This window comes from Allomesorhizobium camelthorni (genome assembly GCF_011045125.1).
GTDB classification, from domain to species: Bacteria; Pseudomonadota; Alphaproteobacteria; order Rhizobiales; family Rhizobiaceae; genus Allomesorhizobium; species Allomesorhizobium camelthorni.
This window is the reverse complement of record NZ_JAAKZF010000083.1, coordinates 1-22,513: the sequence shown is the minus strand read 5'-3', so window position 1 is coordinate 22,513 and position 22,513 is coordinate 1. Positions and strand designations below refer to the sequence as shown.

Annotated in this window: 24 protein-coding genes and 1 tRNA gene; 13 read left to right on the top strand and 12 right to left on the bottom strand. The window is 64.1% G+C overall.

Annotated features, from left to right (window positions below):
* Window positions 1-28 precede the first annotated feature (28 nt).
* Together msrA and G6N73_RS29620 are read right to left on the bottom strand one after the other, a co-directional pair.
* Window positions 29-694, bottom strand: coding sequence for a peptide-methionine (S)-S-oxide reductase MsrA (msrA, locus tag G6N73_RS29625; RefSeq protein WP_165033553.1), 666 nt, complete (start codon window positions 692-694; stop codon window positions 29-31).
* Between the two features lie 70 nt (window positions 695-764).
* A complete protein-coding gene (locus tag G6N73_RS29620; protein ID WP_165033552.1) occupies window positions 765-1,091 on the bottom strand; it encodes a hypothetical protein in 327 nt (108 codons plus the stop codon).
* Window positions 1,092-1,406: 315 nt separating this feature from the next.
* Between G6N73_RS29620 and G6N73_RS29615 the strand changes: the two genes are divergently transcribed.
* Window positions 1,407-1,496, top strand: a tRNA-Ser gene (locus G6N73_RS29615).
* Between the two features lie 115 nt (window positions 1,497-1,611).
* On the opposite strand, the gene G6N73_RS29610 is transcribed toward G6N73_RS29615, so the two are convergent.
* A complete protein-coding gene (locus tag G6N73_RS29610; RefSeq protein ID WP_165033551.1) occupies window positions 1,612-2,166 on the bottom strand; it encodes an AAA family ATPase in 555 nt (184 codons plus the stop codon).
* Window positions 2,167-2,322: 156 nt separating this feature from the next.
* Here G6N73_RS29610 and G6N73_RS29605 point away from each other — a divergent pair, with 156 nt between their 5' ends.
* Together G6N73_RS29605 and G6N73_RS29600 are read left to right on the top strand one after the other, a co-directional pair.
* Window positions 2,323-2,850 carry an MbcA/ParS/Xre antitoxin family protein gene (locus G6N73_RS29605; protein WP_165033550.1) on the top strand — a complete coding sequence of 176 codons (528 nt, stop codon included), beginning with the start codon at window positions 2,323-2,325 and terminating at the stop codon, window positions 2,848-2,850.
* A complete protein-coding gene (locus G6N73_RS29600; protein WP_165033549.1) occupies window positions 2,847-3,521 on the top strand; it encodes an RES domain-containing protein in 675 nt (224 codons plus the stop codon). Before G6N73_RS29605 ends, G6N73_RS29600 begins: the two co-directional genes overlap by 4 nt.
* Before the next feature lie 10 nt (window positions 3,522-3,531).
* On the opposite strand, the gene G6N73_RS29595 is transcribed toward G6N73_RS29600, so the two are convergent.
* Both G6N73_RS29595 and G6N73_RS29590 read right to left on the bottom strand, forming a co-directional pair.
* Window positions 3,532-4,968, bottom strand: coding sequence for a protein adenylyltransferase SelO family protein (locus G6N73_RS29595; RefSeq protein ID WP_165033548.1), 1,437 nt, complete (start codon window positions 4,966-4,968; stop codon window positions 3,532-3,534).
* Between the two features lie 233 nt (window positions 4,969-5,201).
* Complete coding sequence (locus G6N73_RS29590; protein ID WP_165033547.1) at window positions 5,202-5,747, bottom strand: Pycsar system effector family protein; 546 nt, start codon at window positions 5,745-5,747, stop codon at window positions 5,202-5,204.
* Between the two features lie 138 nt (window positions 5,748-5,885).
* Between G6N73_RS29590 and G6N73_RS29585 the strand changes: the two genes are divergently transcribed.
* Together G6N73_RS29585 and G6N73_RS29580 are read left to right on the top strand one after the other, a co-directional pair.
* Window positions 5,886-9,746 carry a FecR domain-containing protein gene (locus G6N73_RS29585; RefSeq protein ID WP_165033546.1) on the top strand — a complete coding sequence of 1,287 codons (3,861 nt, stop codon included), beginning with the start codon at window positions 5,886-5,888 and terminating at the stop codon, window positions 9,744-9,746.
* A complete protein-coding gene (locus tag G6N73_RS29580; protein ID WP_165033545.1) occupies window positions 9,746-11,563 on the top strand; it encodes a CHASE2 domain-containing protein in 1,818 nt (605 codons plus the stop codon). Before G6N73_RS29585 ends, G6N73_RS29580 begins: the two co-directional genes overlap by 1 nt.
* Window positions 11,564-11,566: 3 nt before the next feature.
* Here the strand turns inward: G6N73_RS29580 and G6N73_RS29575 are convergent, their stop codons facing one another.
* Window positions 11,567-12,112, bottom strand: a complete 546-nt coding sequence (locus G6N73_RS29575) for a GNAT family N-acetyltransferase (protein ID WP_165033544.1) — start codon at window positions 12,110-12,112, stop codon at window positions 11,567-11,569.
* A 212-nt stretch (window positions 12,113-12,324) separates the two neighbouring features.
* Between G6N73_RS29575 and G6N73_RS29570 the strand changes: the two genes are divergently transcribed.
* The gene (locus tag G6N73_RS29570; protein WP_165033543.1) at window positions 12,325-12,774 is read left to right on the top strand and encodes a DUF2214 family protein; all 450 of its coding nucleotides are present in this window, start codon (window positions 12,325-12,327) and stop codon (window positions 12,772-12,774) included.
* On the opposite strand, the gene nth is transcribed toward G6N73_RS29570, so the two are convergent.
* Complete coding sequence (nth, locus tag G6N73_RS29565) at window positions 12,771-13,547, bottom strand: endonuclease III (protein WP_165033542.1); 777 nt, start codon at window positions 13,545-13,547, stop codon at window positions 12,771-12,773. The genes G6N73_RS29570 and nth overlap by 4 nt on opposite strands.
* Before the next feature lie 22 nt (window positions 13,548-13,569).
* Here nth and G6N73_RS29560 point away from each other — a divergent pair, with 22 nt between their 5' ends.
* From G6N73_RS29560 to G6N73_RS29540, 5 genes are all read left to right on the top strand, one after another.
* The gene (locus tag G6N73_RS29560) at window positions 13,570-14,061 is read left to right on the top strand and encodes a DUF2244 domain-containing protein (protein WP_165033541.1); all 492 of its coding nucleotides are present in this window, start codon (window positions 13,570-13,572) and stop codon (window positions 14,059-14,061) included.
* A 67-nt stretch (window positions 14,062-14,128) separates the two neighbouring features.
* Window positions 14,129-15,013, top strand: coding sequence for a methylated-DNA--[protein]-cysteine S-methyltransferase (locus G6N73_RS29555; RefSeq protein ID WP_165033540.1), 885 nt, complete (start codon window positions 14,129-14,131; stop codon window positions 15,011-15,013).
* A 74-nt stretch (window positions 15,014-15,087) separates the two neighbouring features.
* Window positions 15,088-15,990, top strand: coding sequence for a ribokinase (locus G6N73_RS29550; protein ID WP_165033539.1), 903 nt, complete (start codon window positions 15,088-15,090; stop codon window positions 15,988-15,990).
* Window positions 15,991-16,052: 62 nt separating this feature from the next.
* The gene (locus tag G6N73_RS29545; protein ID WP_165033538.1) at window positions 16,053-16,667 is read left to right on the top strand and encodes a LysE family translocator; all 615 of its coding nucleotides are present in this window, start codon (window positions 16,053-16,055) and stop codon (window positions 16,665-16,667) included.
* Window positions 16,668-16,705: 38 nt separating this feature from the next.
* Complete coding sequence (locus G6N73_RS29540) at window positions 16,706-17,062, top strand: hypothetical protein (RefSeq protein WP_165033537.1); 357 nt, start codon at window positions 16,706-16,708, stop codon at window positions 17,060-17,062.
* Window positions 17,063-17,115: 53 nt separating this feature from the next.
* Here the strand turns inward: G6N73_RS29540 and G6N73_RS29535 are convergent, their stop codons facing one another.
* Together G6N73_RS29535 and G6N73_RS29530 are read right to left on the bottom strand one after the other, a co-directional pair.
* The gene (locus G6N73_RS29535) at window positions 17,116-17,310 is read right to left on the bottom strand and encodes a DUF2283 domain-containing protein (protein ID WP_206079162.1); all 195 of its coding nucleotides are present in this window, start codon (window positions 17,308-17,310) and stop codon (window positions 17,116-17,118) included.
* Between the two features lie 103 nt (window positions 17,311-17,413).
* Window positions 17,414-18,355 (bottom strand): nucleoside hydrolase, encoded by a 942-nt coding sequence (locus G6N73_RS29530; RefSeq protein ID WP_165033536.1) that lies wholly within the window; start codon window positions 18,353-18,355, stop codon window positions 17,414-17,416.
* A 122-nt stretch (window positions 18,356-18,477) separates the two neighbouring features.
* Here G6N73_RS29530 and G6N73_RS29525 point away from each other — a divergent pair, with 122 nt between their 5' ends.
* Window positions 18,478-18,903, top strand: a complete 426-nt coding sequence (locus tag G6N73_RS29525; RefSeq protein WP_008833738.1) for an Hsp20 family protein — start codon at window positions 18,478-18,480, stop codon at window positions 18,901-18,903.
* A gap of 74 nt (window positions 18,904-18,977) precedes the next feature.
* On the top strand, window positions 18,978-19,238 hold the full coding sequence (locus G6N73_RS29520) for a BQ00720 family protein (protein WP_165033535.1): 261 nt from the start codon (window positions 18,978-18,980) through the stop codon (window positions 19,236-19,238).
* Window positions 19,239-19,310: 72 nt separating this feature from the next.
* Here G6N73_RS29520 and ptsN read toward each other — a convergent pair whose 3' ends face one another.
* The 3 genes from ptsN to rpoN form a co-directional block, all read right to left on the bottom strand.
* Entirely contained in the window at window positions 19,311-19,775 is a 465-nt protein-coding gene (gene ptsN / locus G6N73_RS29515; RefSeq protein ID WP_008833742.1) for a PTS IIA-like nitrogen regulatory protein PtsN, read from the bottom strand.
* A gap of 66 nt (window positions 19,776-19,841) precedes the next feature.
* Window positions 19,842-20,423 carry a ribosome hibernation-promoting factor, HPF/YfiA family gene (gene hpf / locus G6N73_RS29510; protein ID WP_165033534.1) on the bottom strand — a complete coding sequence of 194 codons (582 nt, stop codon included), beginning with the start codon at window positions 20,421-20,423 and terminating at the stop codon, window positions 19,842-19,844.
* A gap of 240 nt (window positions 20,424-20,663) precedes the next feature.
* Complete coding sequence (gene rpoN, locus G6N73_RS29505; RefSeq protein ID WP_165033533.1) at window positions 20,664-22,187, bottom strand: RNA polymerase factor sigma-54; 1,524 nt, start codon at window positions 22,185-22,187, stop codon at window positions 20,664-20,666.
* Window positions 22,188-22,513 lie beyond the last annotated feature (326 nt).

Here is a 22,513-nt window from a genome sequence, read left to right as displayed (position 1 = left end):
GCAAACAGGCCGCGAGGGTTAATCCGGTCTATGCGGAGGCTGGCTGCGGCATGGCGCAGGCAACGCCCGTACCCCTGAGGTTGCAGTAGCCGTAAGGGTTCTTGGCGAGATATTGCTGGTGGTCCTCCTCGGCGAAGTAGAATTCCGGCGCGGGCGCGATCTCGGTGGTGATCTTGCCGCGTCCGGCGCCGCGCAGCGAAGCCTCGTAGGCGTCGCGCGAGGCCAGCGCCGCCTGGTACTGGGCCTCGCCGAAAGTGTAGATCGCCGAACGATAGGTGGTGCCGACATCGTTGCCCTGGCGCATGCCCTGCGTCGGGTCATGATTTTCCCAGAATGCCTTCAGGAGCTCGGCGTAGGAGACGATCTTCGGATCGAACACGACCAGCACGACCTCGGCGTGGCCGGTCAGGCCGGTGCAGGTCTCCTGATAGGTCGGATTGGGGGTGACGCCGCCGGCATAGCCGACCGCCGTGACCCAGACGCCGTCCATCTGCCAGAACATGCGCTCGGCGCCCCAGAAGCAGCCGAGGCCGAACATCGCCTTTTCCATCCCCTCGGGATAAGGACCCTGGAGGGGCCGCCCGGAGACGAAATGCTTCGACGCCGTCGGGATCGGCCGGTCGCGGCCGGGCAGCGCCTCCTCGGGCTTGGGCAGGTTCAGCTTCTTGTTCAGCATGTCGCTCAGGAAAAACATCTGCAATTCCTCTCTAACTTCAGGCCATTGGTCCGGTACGCCCCCGACGCGCCTCGAAGGCGCGCGCATATCAGTTGCCGATCGCCAAACGGCCGACCCGCCGCCGCGGCTTGCGGCCGATCGCGTAAAACAGGAAGGCGAGCGCCGCGAAGACGACAAAACCCGGCAGATTAAGGATCCGGACCAGGACCGGATCCCAGAAAAGCGGGTGCATGCGGCTCTGAACGAAGCTCCGCGCCGTCTCCAGCGTGTCAGGCGAAACCGTTATCCAGCTGGTGGCGAGCGGCGTCAGCACCAACTGCTCGGCGGCGATGGTGCGGGTCGCGTCCAGCACCGCCATGATGACAGCGACCGCCAGAGCGAGCATCGCGAGCAACCGGAACAGCAGGCGCAGCATTCGGATCCTTCAAGGCGTCGGTTCGACACGAGACATATGGTGCGCCGCCAGGCTTCGCAATCAGCCACACGCGAAATTGAAGCTTTGAGGCGACGTTCGCCATTCGGCGAGGGGCTTGCGATCGACACAAACAATGCACATCTCACGGCTTGGCATTCGCTGCGAGATCGACTAGATGAGCCCGGCGTCCGCAGTGCCTTGGAGCCCGGTCCATTCCGATGGACCGGCTTGAGGCCCTGATGATTAGCCGCGTGATCCAGTCCGAAAAGCCTCCACCTTTTCGGGATCATGCCCTGGCCGGCAGCGGACGCATGCGGAGAGGTGGCCGAGTGGTTGAAGGCGCACGCCTGGAAAGTGTGTATACGGGGAACCGTATCGCGGGTTCGAATCCCGCTCTCTCCGCCATCCTGCTTCGCTTTTCGAGCTTCGCAGGATTGGCAAAGGCCTTTCGAGCGTAGCAGGATGCCCTCCGAAGCTTGAGCGAAGGAGGGCCGGTTGGCGTTGGAGGAATAATGCCTTCCTAAGATTCTGGGCGCATACTCAGCCAACCAACTTTCCGCAAGACGACTTCAGCAAGTTCCGCAGGCATTTTGCCGTCTGTGGGCACAACGAACATGCCATCGGCGCTTTCATTCGCCATGCGCCTGGCTTGTCGGAGCGAGCGCTGCGCCTGCTCGTTCGCTCCCGATCCAACCTCGCGCCGTGCCAGACGCGCCAATAGAATGGGCTCGGTGGCCACCATGCGGACTACGGTAATCCGCGCGTCCGGTATGGCAGCAAGAATCCACTGCCGATCGAAATCGAAGTGCGCCATGACGCCTGACATGATCAAGCGCGAGTGCCCCAACGCCCGGTAAGTCGACCACATCGCAGCCAGATTGATGCTGCTGACGTCGGTCGTTCCGGGCCGAATTCTCTCGAGATCTTCGGAACTGGGACGCGGGAACACTCTGTCGAGTTCGTCAGTTTCGATGACCGCGTGAGATATTTGCGCAGCAGTTAGCTGCGCACTCATTTCCCAGCACAGCGTGGATTTCCCCACGCCGGCTGGCCCGGTAATCAACACGATCTCCATGCCGTCTCCATCGTTCGATCGGGAACGGAGACGTTTCCGTCAACTATGACGGGTTGGCAAGCCGGCGCTCTTGGTTCTGCTCGCGAGATCATGGGCCTACCCTCCTTGCAAATGTCCAAATCTGGACTATACTCATATCCAGACAGAGGACACCGCATGGCGCGCCCACTCAAGAAGCAAGCCGGAATAGCCGAAGCAGGGCCGCAGGTGCTCGACCGGTCGCGTTTCGCGCCGGCCAACCGCAGGCGGCTGAGCGCCCCGGCGTTCCGGACTTTTCTGGCCATTGCCGACCTCTGGGGCCTCGGCGAGGAAGAACGCCGCCTCGTGCTCGGCTACCCGTCGCGGTCCACTTACCACAATTGGGCGAGGCTCGCCCGCGAGCATGGCGAATTCACGCTCGACGTCGACACGCTGACGCGCATTTCGGCCGTGCTCGGCATCCATCAGGCGCTCGGCGTGCTCTTCGGCGCGGAGCGGGAGGGCGTGGCGTGGCTGCGCGGCCCGCATGACGCCGCCGTTTTCGGCGGCAGGCCGCCGCTCGCGCTGGTGACCTCCGGCTCGCAGGACGGGCTGCTGACCGTGCGCCGTTTCCTCGACGCGGCGCGCGGCGGGCTCTATATGGAGCCGAACGCGGCGGACGCCGCCTTCGAGCCCTACCGGGAAACGGACATCGTCTTCACGTGACCGAACGGCTTGCAGCGGCGCCGCAGCCGTCGCACCGGCTGATCCCGTCGCAATTTCCGCCGATCGGGCTTTTCGACACGGTGGCGACCGCATCGGACCTGGAGGCGGTGATGGACCTCGCCGGCTGGACCAACGACCGCCTCGTCGCCGAACGCATCCGCCGCCTGCCGGAACATGAATGGGTGTTCGGCCGCGCCAACGCCAGCATCGTCATGGCGGCTTTCCTGCACGTCGCGCCGGCCGGCATGCGCTTCAACGGCCCCGAACTCGGCGCCTGGTATGCCGCGGCGGAGATCAAAACAGCGATCGCCGAGGTCGGCCACCATCTGCGCCGCGAGGCGGTCGCGCGCAAGGCGCCGGCAATGCAGCGCACCTACCGCGCCTATTCCGCCAGTCTGGCAGGCGCATATCTCGACATTCGCGGCTTGCAGACTGAGCGGCCGGAACTCTACGCGCCCGACAGCTATGCCGCCTCTCAAGCCTTCGGCGAAGCCGTCAGGGCTTCCGGCGAGGCGGGCATCGTCTATGACAGCGTGAGATTCAGTGGCGGCGTCAATGTCGCGGCCTACCGGCCGACCAATGTGCTCGACGTGGCGCAGACCGACCATTTCGAGATTTTTGTCTTGGCAGCCGAGCGCCGGATCGAAGTGCGTAAGCTCAAGGCGGCATAGCAGCCTAAGGCTACGCCGGCCGATTGCCGAGCGCCTCGCCCATTTCGCGGACCGCAGCTATCTTGGCGTCGAAGGCCGACCAGTCGTCGCTTCCGGCGATCGGATCCCAAAGCCCCTCGACCTCGTCGATCAGCATGGTGCATGGCCGCGGCCGCGAAAAATACGGATGGCGGAGCGCGGCCTCGTTCGCCGGCTGCAACCGGGCAAAGGCAGCGCGGACCGGAGCGAAGCTCTCCATTGCATAGAACTCGGCGGACGGGCCGACCTCGGCGCGGGCGCTGCTTGCGAGGCCTCCATGCCAGTCGAAAAAGGCCTGCTCGAACGGCGCCTTGCTGGCGATGAGGAACTGCCACCAGGCCTGCGCCAGGGCGGCCGCATCTTCTTCGGAAGCCGAAGCGAGGCCGAGCCGGCGAAGCAGGTTCTTCGAGAACTCCGCCTGAAATGCCCGGCCGAAACCGCCAAGCACCCGTTCCAGTTCGCTCTGCTGCGCAATCTGGAGAAAACATTCGGCGAGGCGCGTCATGTTCCAGAGCAGCGTGTCGGGCTGCCGGCCATAGGCGTAGAGGCCCTGATGGTCGAAATAGGCCGCGGTGAAGCCCGGCTCCAGCACCGGCAGGAAGCGCCAGGGGCCATAGTCGAAGCTTTCGCCGGTAATGTTGATGTTGTCGGTATTCAGGACGCCGTGCACGAAGCCGGCGACCATCCATTCGGCGCCGGTCCGCGCCACCAGCCGGCCAACATTCTCGACGAAGGCGACCGCCCGGCCGGCGAGGTCGTCGCGCCAGATTTCCGGCATATAGGTTCTGATCGAATAGTCGAGCAGCTTGGCGATGTCGTCCTTGCGGTCGAGATAGAGCAGGCGCTGGAAGCTGCCGATGCGGACATGCGAATGGCTGAGCCTGACCAGCACCGAGGACCGCGTCGGCGAAGGCTCGTCGCCGCGCATCAGGGATTCACCGGTCTCGATCAGGCTGAAGGATTTGGAGGTGTTGACGCCGAGCGCCTCCAGCATCTCTGTCGCCAGTATCTCGCGGACGCCGCCCTTCAGCGTCAGGCGGCCGTCGGCGGTTCGCGACCACGGGGTGCGGCCGCTGCCCTTGGTGCCGAGATCGAGCAGCCTGCTGTCCACCCGGTCGTGCAGTTGCGCGAACAGGAAGCCGCGGCCGTCGCCGATCTCGGGATTGTAGACGCGAAACTGATGCCCGTGATAGCGCAGCGAAAGCGGCTGCCGGTGGGTACTGGGCAACGGCCGGAACCGGCCGAAATGGTCGATCCACTCATCCTCGCCGAGTTCCCCCAGCCCGACGCGTTCAGCCCAGCGCTGGTTGCGCCAGCGCAGTATATGCTTCGGGAACGGCGCGGGCGCGACAATGTCGTAGAATTCGTCGCCCAGCGCCGCATGGCTGGTCGAGGGCCGATAGCCGGCCGGCAGGTTCTGGCTATCCATCGGGCCTCCGCTCTTCTGTTTGAGACCTAAGCCAGGCAGCCGCCATGTCAACCGCGGGCAGCCGTGGACCGAGGCATGGAGTCGCAAGGATCAATGCAGGTTTACCGTCCGTTCACCTGTCGGAGGCGATGTTGCCGGTGTCGCTCTGTATCTGCGTAAGCGGCAGCACCGACGGTCCCGGCGCTGGCTTTCCCCAGTCCGGGACCGTTTGCCTCCGCGAATTCACGCCGGCGTTAGCTGACGGCCAGAAGCAGCAGCAGATAAGCCAGCACCATGAAGGTCAGCGAGCGGAAGGCGATCGTCACATAGCGGTATTTGACCCGGGCGATCAGCGACAGGCTGTCGACATTGGCCAGATACTCCTGGAAGATGAAATCCGGATCGTTGCGGCGGCCAGCCTCGACCACCTCGGCGCGATGCGCTTCCCAGCCACCCCAGAACAGCGACGTAGATCTCACGCCGCGCCTTGGCAGCACCACGAGAATGGCCGCAACCAGCGCGCACGATGCTGCAAGCGCCATGCCTCCTGAAAATATCACCAGAGGAAATTCGGCGTCGACATAGCGCTGCCATTTGAACGCCGCCCGGCCTTCCGACGAGGTTATCAGGAAAGCCAGCATGAAGGTGAAGATATAGGCCGCCTTCTGGTCGGCGATCTTGATCTGATCATAGAAAGTATCGTTTATCTTTTTCAGATGGTCGACATAGTCTTTTCCCATCGGCAATGCCTGCGCATCGGCGCATGAAATAGCGCTCTTCGTCTTTTCCATCGCCGCCATGATTCTTTTGCCTGCTTCCCCCTGCCTGTGTCTTGCCGGCAACGTTTGCCGCATTACACAGATTGCTGCAACGGAATGTTTGACAGTTTCGTTGCAGTAACGTCATAAACGCCGCTCCAGGTGGGGGCTTTGGACTGCATGCGGGGGTCTATTCGTGTTTCGCTGGCCTTGGCGGCGCTCGCTTGCGTGCAGGAGGCCGCCGCCGAGCCGGTGCCGCGCGCGCAGCCGGCCGCCGGTTCGGTCATCGCCCGCAAGAGCGGCGAGGAAGTGCGCTTCATCGACGTTTCGTCCTGGCAGGTCGTCGATCTTCGGCAGGACGTAGTGGCCGGCGACTATCTGCGCACCAACGCCAACGGCACGCTTGCCGTGTTGTTTGCCGACCGCACGCAGATGCGCCTCGGCCGCAACACCACGCTCCTGGTCAAGGAAATCGGTGGCGGATCGGACACGCGGTTTTCGCTGGAGCAGGGCTCGATCTGGGCGCGGGCCGAACGCGGCGGCCAGGGCCTGACGGTCGACACGCCGGCGGCGGCAGCCGCGATCCGCGGCACCGACTGGACGATGACGGTCGACGGCAATGGCAGGACGTCGCTGACCGTGCTCGAAGGGACGGTCGAACTCGCCAATGAATTCGGTTCCGTCAGCGTGGCGGAAGGCGAGGCTGCGGCGGCCAGCATAGGCTCGGCGCCGACGAAGGTGGTGATTGTCGCGCCGAAGGACCGGGAACAGATGCTGTTCTTCGTGTCGGCGCGCAGTTCGTTCAACCTGCTGCCCGCTTCATCCTTGTCCAGCGCCGACATGCGGAAAGCCCGGAGCCGCATAACGGCGACCGCCCCGACGGACCGCTCGGCCGAAGACTGGTTGACGCTGGCCGAGGTCGGCCTGAGCTATGAGGGCCGCGACGCGGCGCTCGAAGCCGCAACGCGGGCACGCGGCTTCAGCCTGTCGCGAGCGCAAAAGGCACGGCTCGACCTCGTGGATGCGCTGATCGCCGGCGCCGATCAGCGCTATGTCGAAGCAGCGCAGCTTTTCGCCGCAGCGGCCCCGCATCTCGACAGGCCCAGACGGGCGATGGCCGAGTTCGGCGGCTATTACGCACGCGCGCTCGCCGATCCCACCCGTGCCGAAAACCCACCGGTTCCTGCCGGCGGCGGGCCCTATGCCGCCATCGCCGAGGCTTTCACGGCTGGCTTCCTGGTCGACATCAAGGCCGCCATCGCCGTTCTTGAGAAGGCCGAGCGGCGCTATCCGGACGATCCGACACTGCCTGCCATCAGGGCCCAGTTCGCCATGCTGCTGGACGATCGCGAACAGATGGAGGAAGGGATCGACAAGGCGCTCGCCCTCGACCCCGACGATCCGACGGCACTGGAAGCGCGCAGCTTTTACCGTGCCGGCTACAAGGGAGACGTAGAAGGCGCCTACGCCGATATTGCCCGCGCCGCCGAAATCGCGCCGGGGTCGACGACGATCTGGAACCAGTTGGGCCTGGTGCAGAGCGCGCGAGGGGCGGACCGGGAGGCCGAGGCAGCGCTCAAGCGCGCGATCGAACTCGACCCTAACGATCCCGTCTCGCGCGCCAATCTTGCCATCCACTATCTCGACCAGGACCGCGTCGCCGAAGCCAAGGCCGAGATCGACAAGGCCTTGGAGGCCGATCCCGCCTTCGATGTCGGGCTCATTGCTCGCGGGCGCTATCATTTGCAAACCGGCGAACTGGACAAGGCGCGCGACGATCTGCTGGCCGGCACGACAGCCAATCCCGGCTATTCGCAGGGGCTGCTGCTTCTCGCTGCCGGCTATTATGAAAGCGGCGAGCGCGACGCAGCCGCGCAAGCCTTGGAGAACGCCGACCGTCTTGATCCCAGTGACCCGGTCGTATCCTCCTTCCGTACGGCCATCGCCATCGACGACTACGATGCGGAAGCCGCGATCGACAGCGCACAGGAGGCGCTCCGCCGCTCGCACGCCCGTGGCGGCGACTACGCCTCGCTCAGCGCCAACCGGGACGCCGGCTCGCTGCTCAACAATGCGTTTCGACTGCAGGGCCTCAACGCCTGGGGCCGATACTACGGCGACGCGGTGTTCGACCCGTTCTCCGGCTCGGCCTTCGTCGATCAGGCTGTTTCCGGCAGCCCCGATCCGTTTGTCAACGACCTGGACTACGGCACAGACGCGCTCGAGCCGGAAATCAACAATGCCGGCTTTTCGTCCTTCTTTCAGGGGCTGCTGCTGGATCCGCAGATGATTTCCGGCCGCTCGCGCAGCGCCAACCTGTTTCGTCGACCGTTCCTCGAAGGCTCGATCGGCGGCGGTTTCGTCGCGAATGAGGGCGACGATGCCGGCTGGACCACAAGTGCAGAGGTGCAGGGCTTCACCGCCGCGCCCTTTCCTATCAGCATCTACGGCAGTTTTTCCGGACTTGAAGCCAAGGACATGCGAGAGGCGAGCAATGCCCACGACGGGCTCGCAGTCGACACTTCGTTCACGCTGGAGGACGTGGACTTCAGCGGCACCGGCTACATCGCCGTCAAGCCGACGCCTTATGACCGCGTCGTCGCCTATGTGGATGCACGCAGCGACGTGGACAATTTTTTGAACGGCGCGATCGATCATGAGCCCGACATACCGTTCCTGGCGATCCCATTCTTTGACGTCCCTGACGCGGGGCTGGCGCTCGGATGGGACAGCTCGACATACGAGAGGGACGTCCAGGATCAATCGTTGACCTCCGGTCTCGGCTGGAGCCACACTTTTGGCTACCGTAACGTGGTGACTGCAGGCGTGTTCAGTTCGCGGTTCGATCAGTCGAGCGACGAGGAAGCGGCGCTCATTTTCGACGGAATACTCTTCTACATCCCCACGGGAGAGCTGATCATCGACGACACGACGGGGGAGCCTTTCCACTTCGGCGTTGTTGGCGCTTCAGCGATCAATGCCGAATTCGACCAAGCATCGACGACCGCGGCAGTATCCCATTCCCTGGGCCTTGACGATTTCACGCTGCGATACGGGATCGAGGGCGGTAGTCTGTCGCAGGATAAAAGTGAATCGACGGTAATCGACTTCACGTTTGAGGGAATTCCTACCGGTTCAAGCATCGAAAGTACAGAATACGACGTAGCGCTGAGAGCCGCGCGCGCCTATTTCGACGTCCTGTACGAGATTTCGCCGACGCTGACGGCTGAAGCGGGCTTGTTTGGCAGCTATCTCACAGGCGACGCAGAATCCACCACGGTGGATAGTGACGGGACAGAATTTCTACGGGGCGAGATCGAAGAGTTCCGGGCCGAACCGCGCTTCGGCGTGGCATGGGAGCCCTTGCCAGGTCAATGGCTGCGCGGCGGCTACATTCGCGAGTCCGGCGCTTTCGCCAGCGGCTCGCTTGCTCCCGTCGGCATAGTAGGCCTGCAGTCAAACCAGTTGCCGCTGGACATTACGGGCTATTCCGATACTTTCGCCGCGCGCTGGGACGCCGAGTGGACGGATCGCTTCTTTACTTCGGCGGACTTCCAGCATCAAGAATTCAACGACATCAGCATTCTCGTTCCCGGGGGGATAACCACCATCGATCTTGATGAGGGGCGGATCGACCGCGCGAGCGCCACCGCCAACATGCGCCTCGGCGGCGGTTTCGGCGCCTTCGCCACCTTCGCCTATTCCGATTCCGAGAACCATGACTCGGACAGCTTCGGGTTCGGCGGGCCGGTCCCCTTCGTGCCGGAAACCTCAGCCCGCCTCGGCCTCACCTGGGTCAATCCCGCGAACGTTTCGGTAACGTTGGCTGCGACCTATGTCGGCGAGCGCGTCGGCGACGAAACCGGGACGGAACTTGACCCATACTGGACCGCCGACGCCTTCCTGACCTGGGAGCCGTTCGATAAACGCTTCGCGCTTGAGCTCGCAGGCTATAATCTGCTCAATGAGGAATTCGAGGTCGCCTCCAATATGCCCGGCTGGGGACGCAGTTTCGTAGGCTCGTTCAAGGTCCGGTTCTGATGTTTCGAGGCGGCCCGTTGTGGAGGGGCCTCGACGCTTCCGCACCCGGTACGCCGCGCCGCAACGGCGTTCTGGCGATCGCGCTTCTTGCAGCGCTTGTCGCCGCCGGGCTGTCCTTCCTCACACCCTGGAAACTGGTCGAGGCGCGCGTCTTCGATTACCTCTCGACCATCGCGCCGCCGCCGCGACCGGGCGGCGGGCCGGTCATCGTCGCCATCGACGAGCCCTCGCTCGCCGAGATCGGCCTGCAATGGCCATGGCCGCGCGACCTGCACGCAAAACTGATCGAGGCGCTGCGCCGCGCCGGGGCCAAGGCGATCGGCGTCGACATCATCTTCGCCGAGCCGTCCAGCCCCGCCGCCGACGAGGCGCTGGCGGCAGCGCTCGGGCCGGATGTGGTGCTGGCCGGCGACGAGACTTTCATCGAGACGGACCATGCCGCCCAGCATGTCCGGGTGGAGCCTTTGGCGATGCTGACGGCCACCGGCGCAAGAACCGGCATCGCCTCGATCGCGCCCGACGGCGACGGCATATTGCGGCGCGTGCCAGGCTATAGCGACGGTTTCGCGGCACAGCTTGCCGAGATTGCCGGCCGGCCCGCCGCCGTTCCCGCCAACGCCCTTATTCAGACGTTCGGCCCCTCGCGCACCTATCAGACCGTCTCCTACTACCAGGCGCTCGATCCGGACAATTTTCTGCCGGAAAACTATTTCCGCGACCGCATCGTCATGGTCGGGCTCAGCCTGCAGAACGCGCCGACGATTTCCGAGGGTGGGGCCGACGTTCACGCGACGCCCTTCACCATCCGCACCGGCAGGCTGGTGGCCGGCGTCGAGATCCAGGCGACGGTCTTCGACAATCTCGCCCGGCGGCTGTTCATCCGCCGCGCCTCCACCGCAACGGCGATGCTTTCCATCGTGCTCGGCGCGCTGGCCGGCGCAATACTGGTCTGGCGGCAGACCGGGTGGCGCACGCTCGCCGGCTTCATCATCGCGGCGGGCGCGCTGCTTGCCGGCAGCTATCTGCTTCTGCGCTTCGGCCGCGTCTTCGCGCCGCCGCTTGCGCCCGTATTGGCGATGGGGCTGGTGGCCGGCGCCCAGAGCGCGCGCGACTTCGCCGCCGAGCGCAGGATGCGCAAGGGCATCACCCGCGCCTTCTCGCAGTATTTGTCGCCTGCTTTGGTCGAGCGGCTGGCGCGCGACCCGTCGCAGCTTCGCCTCGGAGGCGAGGTCAGGGCGCTCACCATCCTGTTTTGCGACATTCGCGGCTTCACCACGATCGCCGAAGGCATGAAGGGCGATCCGGAGCGGCTGACCACGCTGATCAACCGGCTCCTGACGCCGCTTTCGGAAGTGGTGATGGCGCATGGCGGCACCATCGACAAATATATCGGCGACTGCCTGATGGCGTTCTGGAACGCGCCGCTCGACGATCCCGACCACGCGACACACGCGGTCGAGGCGGCATTGGGTATGATGCAGGCGCTCGAAGATTTGAACGGCGAGCTGCGGGCAGAAGCTGAAGCGCGCGGCGAGACGCCGATTGCGCTGCGCATCGGCATCGGCATCAACACCGGCCATTGCGTGGTCGGCAATGTCGGCTCCGAGCGCCGGTTTGACTATTCGGCGCTCGGCGACGCCGTCAATCTGGCCTCGCGGCTGGAAGGCGCGTCGAAGGACCTTGGCGTGCCGCTGGTCGTCGGCCAGGCAACCGCCGACCAGGTTTCGGAGCACATCCCGCTCCGAAAACTCAGGGAGATCACCGTGAAAGGCCGCGCCGAACCGGTTATCGTCTATGCGCCGACGGCGCTGGACTGACGTTCAGACGGCGGCCGCAACTCGTTCGAACATGATGGTGGGCTTGTCGTGATAGGCCGTCCGCGCTATTTCGCGGTAGCCGCATTTCTGCGCGACATTGATCGAGCCGGCATTCTCCGGATCGATGATGCAGACGGTGTTCGCACCGCCGAAGCGGCTGTCGGCCCAGGCGGTGGCCGCGCCGACGATCTCGGTGGCGAAGCCTTGGCCATGGGCGGCGGCGATCAGCCCCCAGCCGGCTTCGGGCCTGCCCTCGATCGATGGCTGAATGTCGCGCTTCAGATCGTGGAACCCCGCTTCGCCGATGAAGCGGCCGGTCGCCTTTTCCTCGACCGCCCAGAAGCCGAAGCCGATCATCGCCCACATGCCGGGATGGCGCAGGAAGCGTATCCAGCTTTCCTCGCGCGTGCGCGGCTTGCCGCCGGCCACAAAACGCGTGACGGTCGGATGCGCCCACATAGCTGCATAGTCATCGAAATCGTCGAGCCGATGGGCGCGCAATATGGTGCGCGGCGTTTCGATGACGGGAACATCGATGGCGACAGGCATGGGCTTCTCCGCATGTAAAGGTCGCCGGCACGCTACTATTTCTGATGCGCGCCGGATGATGCCAGCGGCCGGTACTGCCTTCCTCCAGATCGAGCGTAGAGCCAATTAGCGCGGCTGGATAGCGACAGCGATCAAGCCGGCCAACCGCCGGTTGCCAAAGCCGATTTTCCGAGGCCTATTTCTCCGGCGATTCGAACAAGCGGAAGGCGAGCATGGCGACCGATCTCGTCCTGGCGATATTCCACCATTTCCTGGCCTTCCTCTTGGCTTCGGTGCTCGCCACCGAATGGACGCTGATCCGACCCGGGCTCGGCGGACGCAATCTGGCGCTGCTCGGACGGCTCGACGCGGCCTATGGCGGGATCGCCGGGGCGCTGATCGCGATCGGGGTCCTGCGCGTCTTCTTCGGCCTGAAGGGCTGGGAATATTATGTCTACAACACGATGTTCTGGGCCAAGATGGCGTCGCTGGCGGCCGTCGGCCTGCTTTCGATGGGGCCGACCGCGCGCATCATCAGATGGCGCAGGGCGGCAGCCGACCCGGCCTACACCGTGCCCGACGCCGAAATCGAGACGGCGCGCTCCTATATCAAGGTGCAGATCGTCGGCTTCGCGCTGATCCTCACTTTCGCCGCCACCATGGCCCGCGGCATCGGTTATTAGAGCGCCGCCAGTTCGACTGGTTCGAGCGGCTTCAGCTCGACCAGCGGCGCCGGCACGCTGTTGGTCTTTTCCGGCGCTTTGCACAGATCGGCGATAACGCAGACCTCGCAGTCCGGCTTGCGCGCCTTGCAGACATAGCGGCCATGCAGAATCAGCCAGTGATGGGCGTGGCGCATATATTCGTCCGGGATGATCGCCACCAGCCCCGCCTCGACCTCCTCCGGCGTCTTGCCGGGGGCCAGGCCCAGCCGGTTGCCGATACGGAAAATATGGGTGTCGACCGCCATGGTGGGCTGGCCGAAGGCCATGTTGAGCACGACATTCGCCGTCTTTCGCCCGACGCCCGGCAGCTTCACCAGAAGGTCGCGCTCGCCGGGAACCTCGCCGCCGAAATCGCGGATCAGCGCCTCCGACAGCGCGATCACATTCTTCGCCTTGTTGCGCCACAGGCCGACGGTGCGGATATAGTCTCCGACGCGCTCCTCCCCCAGTTCCAGCATCTTTTGCGGCGTGTCGGCGACGGCAAACAGCGCCCGCGTCGCCTTGTTGACGCCGACATCGGTAGCCTGCGCCGACAGCACCACGGCGACCAGAAGGGTGAAGGGGTTGATGTGCTCCAACTCGCCCTTCGGCTCCGGCCGCTGGACCGAGAAGCGGCGGAAGATCTCGCGCACTTCGGCCGGCGTGTAGCGCGAGCGCGCGCGGAAGCTGCGCGGGCGCGGCTTGGCTTTGGCAGCGGCGGCCGGCCCGTTTTTGGCATTGGGTTTTTTCATGCGACCTCTATATTCTGTCGGCATGAGCGAGACAAACGCCGCCTCTCCCGACGAGCCGTTTTTCAAGGTGCTGCTGACGCCGCACCGCTCGCTCGGCCGCACCGGCTTCATGGTTCTGATGGGGGCGCTGATATTCGGCTGGCTTGCCACTGGCGCCGTCTTCCTCAGCCACGGCGCGTGGCCGGTTTTCGGCTTCTTCGGACTCGATGTTCTCCTCGTCTATATAGCCTTCCGGCTGAACTATCGCGCCGCACGGGCCCGCGAAGAGGTGTCGCTGTCGCGAACCAGCCTCGACATCAGGAAGACCGCTCCCTCCGGCCGGGCCGAGGCCCACCATTTCAACCCGTTCTGGGCGCGGTTTTCCGTCGCCCGGCGCGAAGAGATCGGCATCACGAAAATGGCGGTGGAGGGCCAAGGCCGCGCGGTGCCGATCGGCAGTTTCCTTAACCCGGACGACCGCGAAAGCTTCGCAGCCGCATTTTCGCGGGCGCTGGCCCAGGCGAAAGCGGGCTGAAATTTCGCATGAATCGGGTGGAGAAACGCCTTCCGAAACGCGATATTCGCGTTCAAGGAGATTTGCCATGAACGCACAGACCGCGATCCTGCAGAAGGACATCACACCCCAGGGCGGCGACTACGAGACCGTCCGCCGCGTGATCGAGAAGATCAGCCTCGACTATCGCGACCAGCCCTCGCTCGAGACGCTGGCCGCCGAGGTCGGCGAGACGCCGACCAATTTGCAGAAGCTTTTCACCCGCTGGGCCGGGCTTTCGCCCAAGGGCTTCCTGCAGGCCGTGACGCTCGACCATGCACGGAAGCTGCTCGACAGCGGCATGCCGCTGCTCGAAACCTCGTTCGAGGTCGGCATGTCGGGCCCGGGGCGGCTGCACGACCTCTTCGTCACCCATGAGGCGATGTCGCCCGGTGACTACAAGACCCGCGGCGCCGGGCTGACGATCCGCTACGGCTACCACATCTCGCCCTTCGGCATCGCCCTGATCATGGTCACCGACCGCGGACTGGCCGGTCTTTCCTTCAACGATGCCGGCGGCGAGCGGGCGGCCTTCGCCGACATGTCGAGCCGCTGGCCGAACGCCAACTATATCGAGGACATGGCGGCGACCGCACCCTATGCCGCGCGCATCTTCGACCCGGCCCGTTGGCGCTCGGACCAGCCCCTGCGCGTCGTCATGATCGGCACTGATTTCCAACTCCGTGTCTGGGATGCGCTGCTGAAGATCCCGATGGGCAAGGCGCGCAGCTATTCGTCGATCGCCGCCGAGATCGGCGCGCCGCAGGCCAGCCGCGCGGTGGGCGCGGCGATCGGGGCAAACCCGCTCTCCTTCGTGGTGCCCTGCCACCGGGCGCTGGGCAAATCCGGCCAGTTGACCGGCTATCACTGGGGCCTCACCCGCAAGAGGGCGATCCTCGGCTGGGAAGCCGGCCAGGTCTGCGCCCGCGCCTGATTGCCAGCCGGCAGGGTATTCCAATCGCCGGGCTTCATCGTTAGCTTCCCGGAAAATCACCGGGAGGCTTTTCCTTGATCATCGTCATCGGCTCGATCAATCTCGACCTTATCGCCACCGTTGAACGCCTGCCCGATCCGGGCGAGACGGTCGCGGGCGACACGTTCAAGACGGCGCCGGGCGGCAAGGGCGCCAACCAGGCGCTGGCGGCGGCGCGCGCCGGCGGAGAGGTCCGCATGATCGGCGCGGTCGGCAAGGACGCCTTCGCGGCCGAGGCGCTGGCCTGCCTGAAGGAAGGCAAGGTCGAGCTTTCCGGCGTCGACGAAGTCGGGACGGCCACCGGGACGGCGCACATACTTGTCGACAGCCACGGAGAAAACGTGATCGTGGTGGTGCCCGGCGCCAATAGTGCCGTCATGCCCGGCGATCTTGCGAAAGCGAATCCTAAAAAGGGCGACATTCTGCTCTTGCAGCACGAGATCCCGCAGGCGACGATCGAAGCGGCCCTCGACGCCGCCCGGACGGCAGGGGCTACGACGATCCTCAACACCGCGCCGTTCCGCACCGAGGCCGCTTCATGCCTGGCCAAGGCCGACTATGTCGTCGCCAACGAGACCGAATTCGACCTCTACGGCGAGCTGCTGCAATTGCGCGGCCGCGACCGCCCCGCCCGGATGAAGAGCTTTGCGGAAAGCACCGGACGGACGATCCTCGTCACGCTAGGTGGCGAAGGCGTGCTCGCTGCGACGCCAGAGACTTTCTTCGAAGTTCCGGCGCTGAAGATCAGGCCGGTCGACACGGTCGGGGCCGGCGACACGTTTTGCGGCTATCTCGCCGCCGGGCTCGCATCCGGCCTTGGCCTGAAAGATGCCTTGCGCCGCGCAGCAGCAGCCGGCTCGCTGGCCTGCCTGAAACCCGGCGCGCAGCCTGCCATACCGCTGGCGGAGGAGGTCGACGCGGCGCTGGTAGGCGGCTGACCACTCTTGACGAGCGCCCCGCAAAATGCAGCCCTGACGCGAGCAAACCTCAGGGGCCGAAAATGTCGCTCGAACTCTATGTCGCCTATACGCTCGCCTGCATCGTCATCATCCTGGTGCCGGGACCGACCGTGACCCTCGTCATCGCATCGAGCATGCGCCATGGCACGCGCGCCGGCCTGCTCAATGTCGCTGGAACCCAGGCCGGTATCGCAATGATGATCGCCATCGTCGGCATCGGCCTCAATTCGATGATCGAGGCGATGGGGCACTGGTTCGAATGGGTGCGGCTGCTCGGCGCCGCCTACCTCATCTATATCGGCTGGCAGATGATCCGTTCGAGCGGCAGGCTCGCCGCGGGCGAAGCGCCGGTCGCGCCGCGCGGCGGCTTTTTCCTGCAGGGATTCCTGGTCGCCGTCAGCAATCCGAAGACGCTGATCTTCTTCGGCGCCTTCATCCCGCAGTTCATCGACCACAACCTCGCCTACATGCCGCAGATCGTCATCATGGGCGTCACCGCGCTGGTCTTCGCGGCGTTCTCGGACTCTTCCTACGCGATCGTCGCCGGCCGCGCCGGCAAGGCGCTGTCGGCACGCCGGGTAAAACCGCTCTCCCGCATCAGCGGCGGCTTCCTGATCGGCGGCGGGCTGTGGCTGGCGTTTTCAAGGACGAAGTGAGACCTATTGAGGATCGCGGTCGGAGGCGTTGATCCCACATGACAAAATTGGGTGTCGCACAAACATCGTTTACTCAATGGATGCGCGCTAATAATCAGAAAATCATCGCGCTGGTGTTGTTCGGCGCCTTGCTGGTTGTTTTGGCTCTGGGCCTAATCGATCGAACAAGTCCCATCAGTTCCATTGAGCCGGTCGTAGCCACTGTGGAAAGCGTCTACAGAATCGAGCCGCGATACGGGCTGGTTGGAGGCTACAACTACGGACTTAGGTTAGACAGCCAAGCGTTGGTTATGGCCGGAGATCAAGCGGCGCGTCCGCACCTCATTGGCTCCCGCGTTCAGCTTGAGCGTCTAACTCGCGAAAATGGTTCGATCTTCTATCGATTTGCAAATTGAACAATGCAGGCTCTGCGTTCCGAACGAGGGCCTGCATCAGGTTGCCATCGAGATCACGCTGCCTTGACCAGCACGGCCGGAGGCAGGTGCCGGCGGGCATCAAGCACTTCCATGCCGACGATGCGTCCATCCGTGTCGTAGTCCAGCACAATGCCCTCGGCGACCTCCTCGCTTTCGAGAACGGCCTCCGTCGAAAATCGGATATAGGCCGCGTTGGCGGCCTCGTCGTATTCCACTTTCAAGGTCATCGCAGTTCCTCTGGCGATGTAGCTCGGGCCGCGTATTTGATACCTTATACGTTACACGTTCCGGCATGGGTTCCCGACACCTACCCCGACCGGGAGAACGGCGCTACAGCCTTCCCAGCCTCTCCACCAGCAGTGCAAAAAAGCCTTCATGGTCGATGTCGCGCATGTAGGTGACGTTCTTTTCGCGCTTGGTCACGCCCCACCAGTCGGCGACCGTCATGCCTATCGTCAGTTCCGAACTGGTCTCGACGGTCACGTTGCAGCGGCGGCCCTTGAAGAATTCGGGCTTCAGGAGATAGGCGATGACGCACGGGTCATGCAGCGGGCCGCCATCGGTGCCGTATTTCTCCTCGTCGAAGCGCTCGAAGAATTCCAGCATCTCGGCGGTCGCAACGCCCACCCTGGTACCGAGCTCGCGGAAGGCGGCGACGCGCTTTGCCGTGGTCAGCGCCTTGTGGGTGACGTCGAGCGGCATCATCACGATCGGGATGCCGGATTTCAGCACGATGTCGGCGGCGTGCGGGTCGACATAGATGTTGAACTCGGCGGTCGGCGTGACGTTGCCACCCTCGAAGAAGCCGCCGCCCATCAGCACGATCTCGCGAATGCGCGGCGCGATCTGCGGCTCGCGGATGAGCGCCAGGGCGATGTTGGTCAGCGGCCCGAGCGGGCAAAGCGTCACCGCGCCGCTTTCTTCCCGCATCAGCGTCTCGACGATGAAATCGACCGCATGCTGCTCCTGCAGCTTCATGGTCGGGTCCGGAAGCTGGGGCCCGTTGAGGCCGCTCTGGCCATGCACATGCTCGGCGGTTTCGAGTTCCCGCACCAGCGGCCGCACCGCGCCGGCGAAAACCTTCGTCTCCGGCTTTCCGGCCAGTTCGCAGATCTTGCGGGCGTTCTTCTCGGTCAGCTTCAGCGGAACATTGCCCGCAACCGCCGTGATCCCGAGGATTTCGAGCTCCGGGCTCGCCAGCGCCAGCAGGATCGCGACGGCGTCGTCCTGGCCTGGATCCGTGTCGATGATGATCTTGCGGGGTGCGGGCATTTCGTTTCCTTTTGATGCTGCCGTGCAGGCTTGAACTTGTTTGCGGCGCGGACCATATCAGCATCGTCAGGAAAAATGCCATTCGGGTTTTTCCTTTCAGGTCGCTCTTAGAGGACACGGAAATGAGTCGCATGACGCCTTTTTCGAGCCCGCTTCTGCTCGGGTTCGACGCAATGGAAAAGACGCTCGAACGCCTGGCGAAAACAGGCGACAGCTATCCCCCCTACAATATCGAGCGCATCCGGAACGCCGAAGGGTCAGGCGAAAGACTGCGCATAACGCTGGCGGTCGCCGGCTTCTGCGATGAGGATCTGGAGGTCACGACCGAGGAGAACCAGCTCGTCGTGCGTGGCCGGCAGAACGACGAGACCGAGCGGGAGTTCCTGCACCGCGGGATAGCGGCGCGGCAGTTCCAACGCTGCTTCGTGCTTGCAGACGGCATGAGGGTGATCGCGGCGGAACTGAAGAACGGACTTCTGGCGATCGATCTCGACCGGCCCGAGCCCGAAAGGCTCGTACGGAAAATAAACATTTCGGTGAAAGACTGAAACAATTCTCGCCGGAACCAAACAGCTCTATGGCGGGTTGGTCACTAAGGACGCCCCGCGAGCAGGAGGCTAACATGGCATATCAAGGCACACGGCAAATGACTGTTTCGAAGGCCGATCTCGCGCATCTCGGCGAGGGCTCGGTGGCGTATCTGCGTGAAATCGGCAGCGACGAGTTAAAGGGCAAGTTCCCCGGCCTGCCGGAGATCGCGCCGAACACGACGCTCTGGGCGCTCTTCGCCGCCAACGGACAGCCGATCCTTTTGTCCGACGAGCGCGACCGCGCGCTGGCCGGCGCCCTGGAAAACGACCTGATCCCGGTCGCGATCCACTAGGCGGGCAGTACCCCAACGACAACGGGCGGCTTGGAGCCGCCCGCCAACAAACTTATTTCAAAAATGAAGAAGTCAGGCCGCGTGCGAGGCCTGCGTGTCCGACAGAAGCGCGTGGATCGCCGCGGCGTCTCTCGTTCCGCGAATCTTCGCCACGATCTCAGCATCGCGCAGAACCCGCGCGATGCGCGACAGCGCCTTCAGATGATCCGCGCCCGCGCCTTCGGGCGCCAGAAGCAGGAAAACCAGGTCGACGGGCTGGTCGTCCAGCGCCTCGAAATCGACGGGCGCATCGAGGCGCCCGAACACGCCGGTGATCCGCTTGACGCCGGCCAGCTTGCCATGCGGGATGGCGATGCCATTGCCGACCCCGGTGGAGCCCAGCCGCTCGCGCTGCAATATGGTGTCGAACACCTCGCGTTCCGGCAGTCCGGTTATCGCGGCCGCCCTTTCGGCCAGGAGTTGCAATAGCTGCTTCTTCGAATTCGCTTTAAGGGCCGGCAGTATGGCTGGCACTTCGATCAGATCGCTGAGATCCATTCCAAAATCCTTTGCTCGTCCCGTCCGCCTCAGGTCCCCTCACCCGTGGTCGTCCGGGAGACGCGTTTATCCCTGCGCGACTTTTGTCGTCGAGGGGTCGATCCAGCCGATGTTCCCATCGGGCCGGCGATATACGATGTTGACGTGGTCGCTGCCGGCGTGGCGGAAGACGAATACCGGACTGTCCTTGGTGTCGAGTTCGATGACCGCGGAAGCCACCGACATGGTTTTCAGCGCCATGGTCGATTCGGCGACGATGGCCGGCGCGTAATCCGCCGGCAGGTCCTCGTCGTCATCGGCGATCGGCGCCATGATCGTGTAGGCTATATCGGTGATCCCGCCATTGCCCCCGGGGCCATGCGATTTCAGCCTTCGCTTGTAGCGCCTGAGGCGCTTCTCGAAGCGATCGGCGGCGACTTCGAAGGCCGCCGTCGGGTCCTGGGCGTCGCCGGTGGCCTGCAAGGCCGCTCCGCTGTCCAGATGAATCATGCAGTCGGCTGTGTAGCGCGACCCGGACTTGACAACCGTTACGTGTCCGGAAAATCCGCCATCGAAATATTTCTCGATCGTTTCGCCGATGCGGGCCACGATGCGCGTACGGAACGCATCGCCGATATCCATGTGCTTTCCCGAAATGCGCAGGGTCATATGAAAACCGACCTTCCTTTGCTCAGACATCACTTTTTGAGTTTATACTCGTGGCCGAAGCGCACAAGCTTCCCGGCGGTTCAAGCGCCGATATTAGGTCCGAACTTTCTGGTTAATCACAGGCCGTCTCCCGACGGGGTCATCTATGCGCGGGCGTCAGCCCGTCCCATGCGGGCGGGCTTCTAGTCACTTCACTGCAGCTTGTCAATGAACGACAAATCCCGAAAAACCGGGTTGCGCCTACCTGCCGGCGTCCGCCATGGCGCGCTTTTCGCGCCGGCGCTGGACCGACGAGGGAATGTTCATTCCTTCCCGATACTTGGCGACCGTGCGCCGGGCGATGTCGACGCCGTCCTTCTTCAGGATATCCACAATGGCGTCATCGGAAAGCACGTCGACCGGCTGCTCCTGGTCGATCATCTGCCTGATGCGGTCGCGCACCGCTTCCGACGAATGCGCCTCGCCTCCGCCGGCCGAGGCGATCGCCGCGGTGAAGAAGTAGCGCAATTCGAACACGCCGCGCGGGGTCAGCATGTATTTGTTGGCGGTAACGCGGCTGACTGTCGATTCGTGCATGCCGATTGCATCGGCCACTGTGCGCAAATTGAGCGGACGCAGATGCCGCACGCCGTGGAGCAGGAACGCGTCCTGCTGGCGCACGATCTCGGAGGCCACCTTCAATATGGTCTTGGCGCGCTGGTCGAGGCTGCGCGTCAGCCAATTGGCGTTCTGCAGGCACTCCGAAAGGAAATCCTTCTCTGTCTGGTTCCTTGCGCCGCCGGACACCTGCGCGAAATAGATCTGGTCGACAAGCACGCGCGGCAGCGTTTCCGCATTGAGCTCCACTGTCCAGGAGCCGTCGCTGGCCGCGCGAACCTCGACATCGGCGACGATGGTGTCGGCGACGCCGCCGCCGATAAAAGCCGTGCCGGGCCTCGGGTCGAGCGCGCGGATCTCCGCCATCATGTCGAGCAAATCCTCCTCGTCAACGCCGCAGATCTTCTTCAATGACTGGAAGTCACGCCGCGCCAGGAGTTCGAGATTGCCGATCAGCGCCCGCATCGCCGGATCGAGCCGGTCCCGGCGCTCAAGCTGCAGGGCCAGGCATTCCGCGAGGTCGCGCGCAAAAATACCGGCGGGATCGAAGGACTGGCAGACCGAGAGCACCTCGCCGACCATGGTCTCACCGGCGCCGAGACGACCTGCAATCTCGGCCTTGTCGCCGCGGAAATAGCCGGCATCGTCGAGCCCTTCGGCCAGTTCGCGCGCGATCAGGCGGCGGGCGGGATCGGTGAAGGCGAAGGCGATCTGCTCCCCGACATGGTCGCGCAGCGTGACAGCCGCCGCGGCTATGTCCTCCATCTCGAAAGTATCCGACGACCCGCCTGCGCCCATGCCTGCCGATTTCCACTGCGCGGTGAGATCGGGGCCGAGGCGCTGGGTCGCGCCGGGATCGTCGGGAAAGATGTTTTCGAGCGAGGAGTCGAGCTTCTCGGCCATCGCCTCGGCGCTCCACGCCGGCTGCTCGGCTGCAAACCAGTCGTCGCCAGCCCCTTCCGTCGCTTCGGTTTTTTGCAATGGATCGGAGGCGGCATCGTCGCGCGTCTCGGCGCGCTCGATCAGCGGATTGCGCTCGATCTCCTCGTCGACGAAACGCTCCAGTTCGGCATAGGTCATCTGCAGCAGCTTGATCGACTGCATCAGCTGCGGCGTCATCACCAGCGACTGCGATTGTCTTAGCTGCAATTTGGCCGAAAGAGCCATGCCGATGAACTTTACGCCCCCAACCCACCCGCGCCGGCGCTGCAAAGGAGCGTCGGCTAATAGTCAGGGCCTATCAACTGGCCCGGCTTTTGCTTGTCAAGCGAAACGCTAGCAAAAGCGGCTTACCGGAGCGTTACGCGGGGCAGAATCGGCGTTTGGGCAACGATTTTGGGGCGCTTTCAATCGCAACGCGCCGGTTTGCGCGCCCACAACCCGCTTCGGCAATGCCACGGAGCGAACGGCGCAGGGTGCGTTGAAATTCAGGTCAGGCCGAGTCGGAATCGAAGAGGGCGCGAAGCGACCAAAATGGTGGATTTCGAGAACCG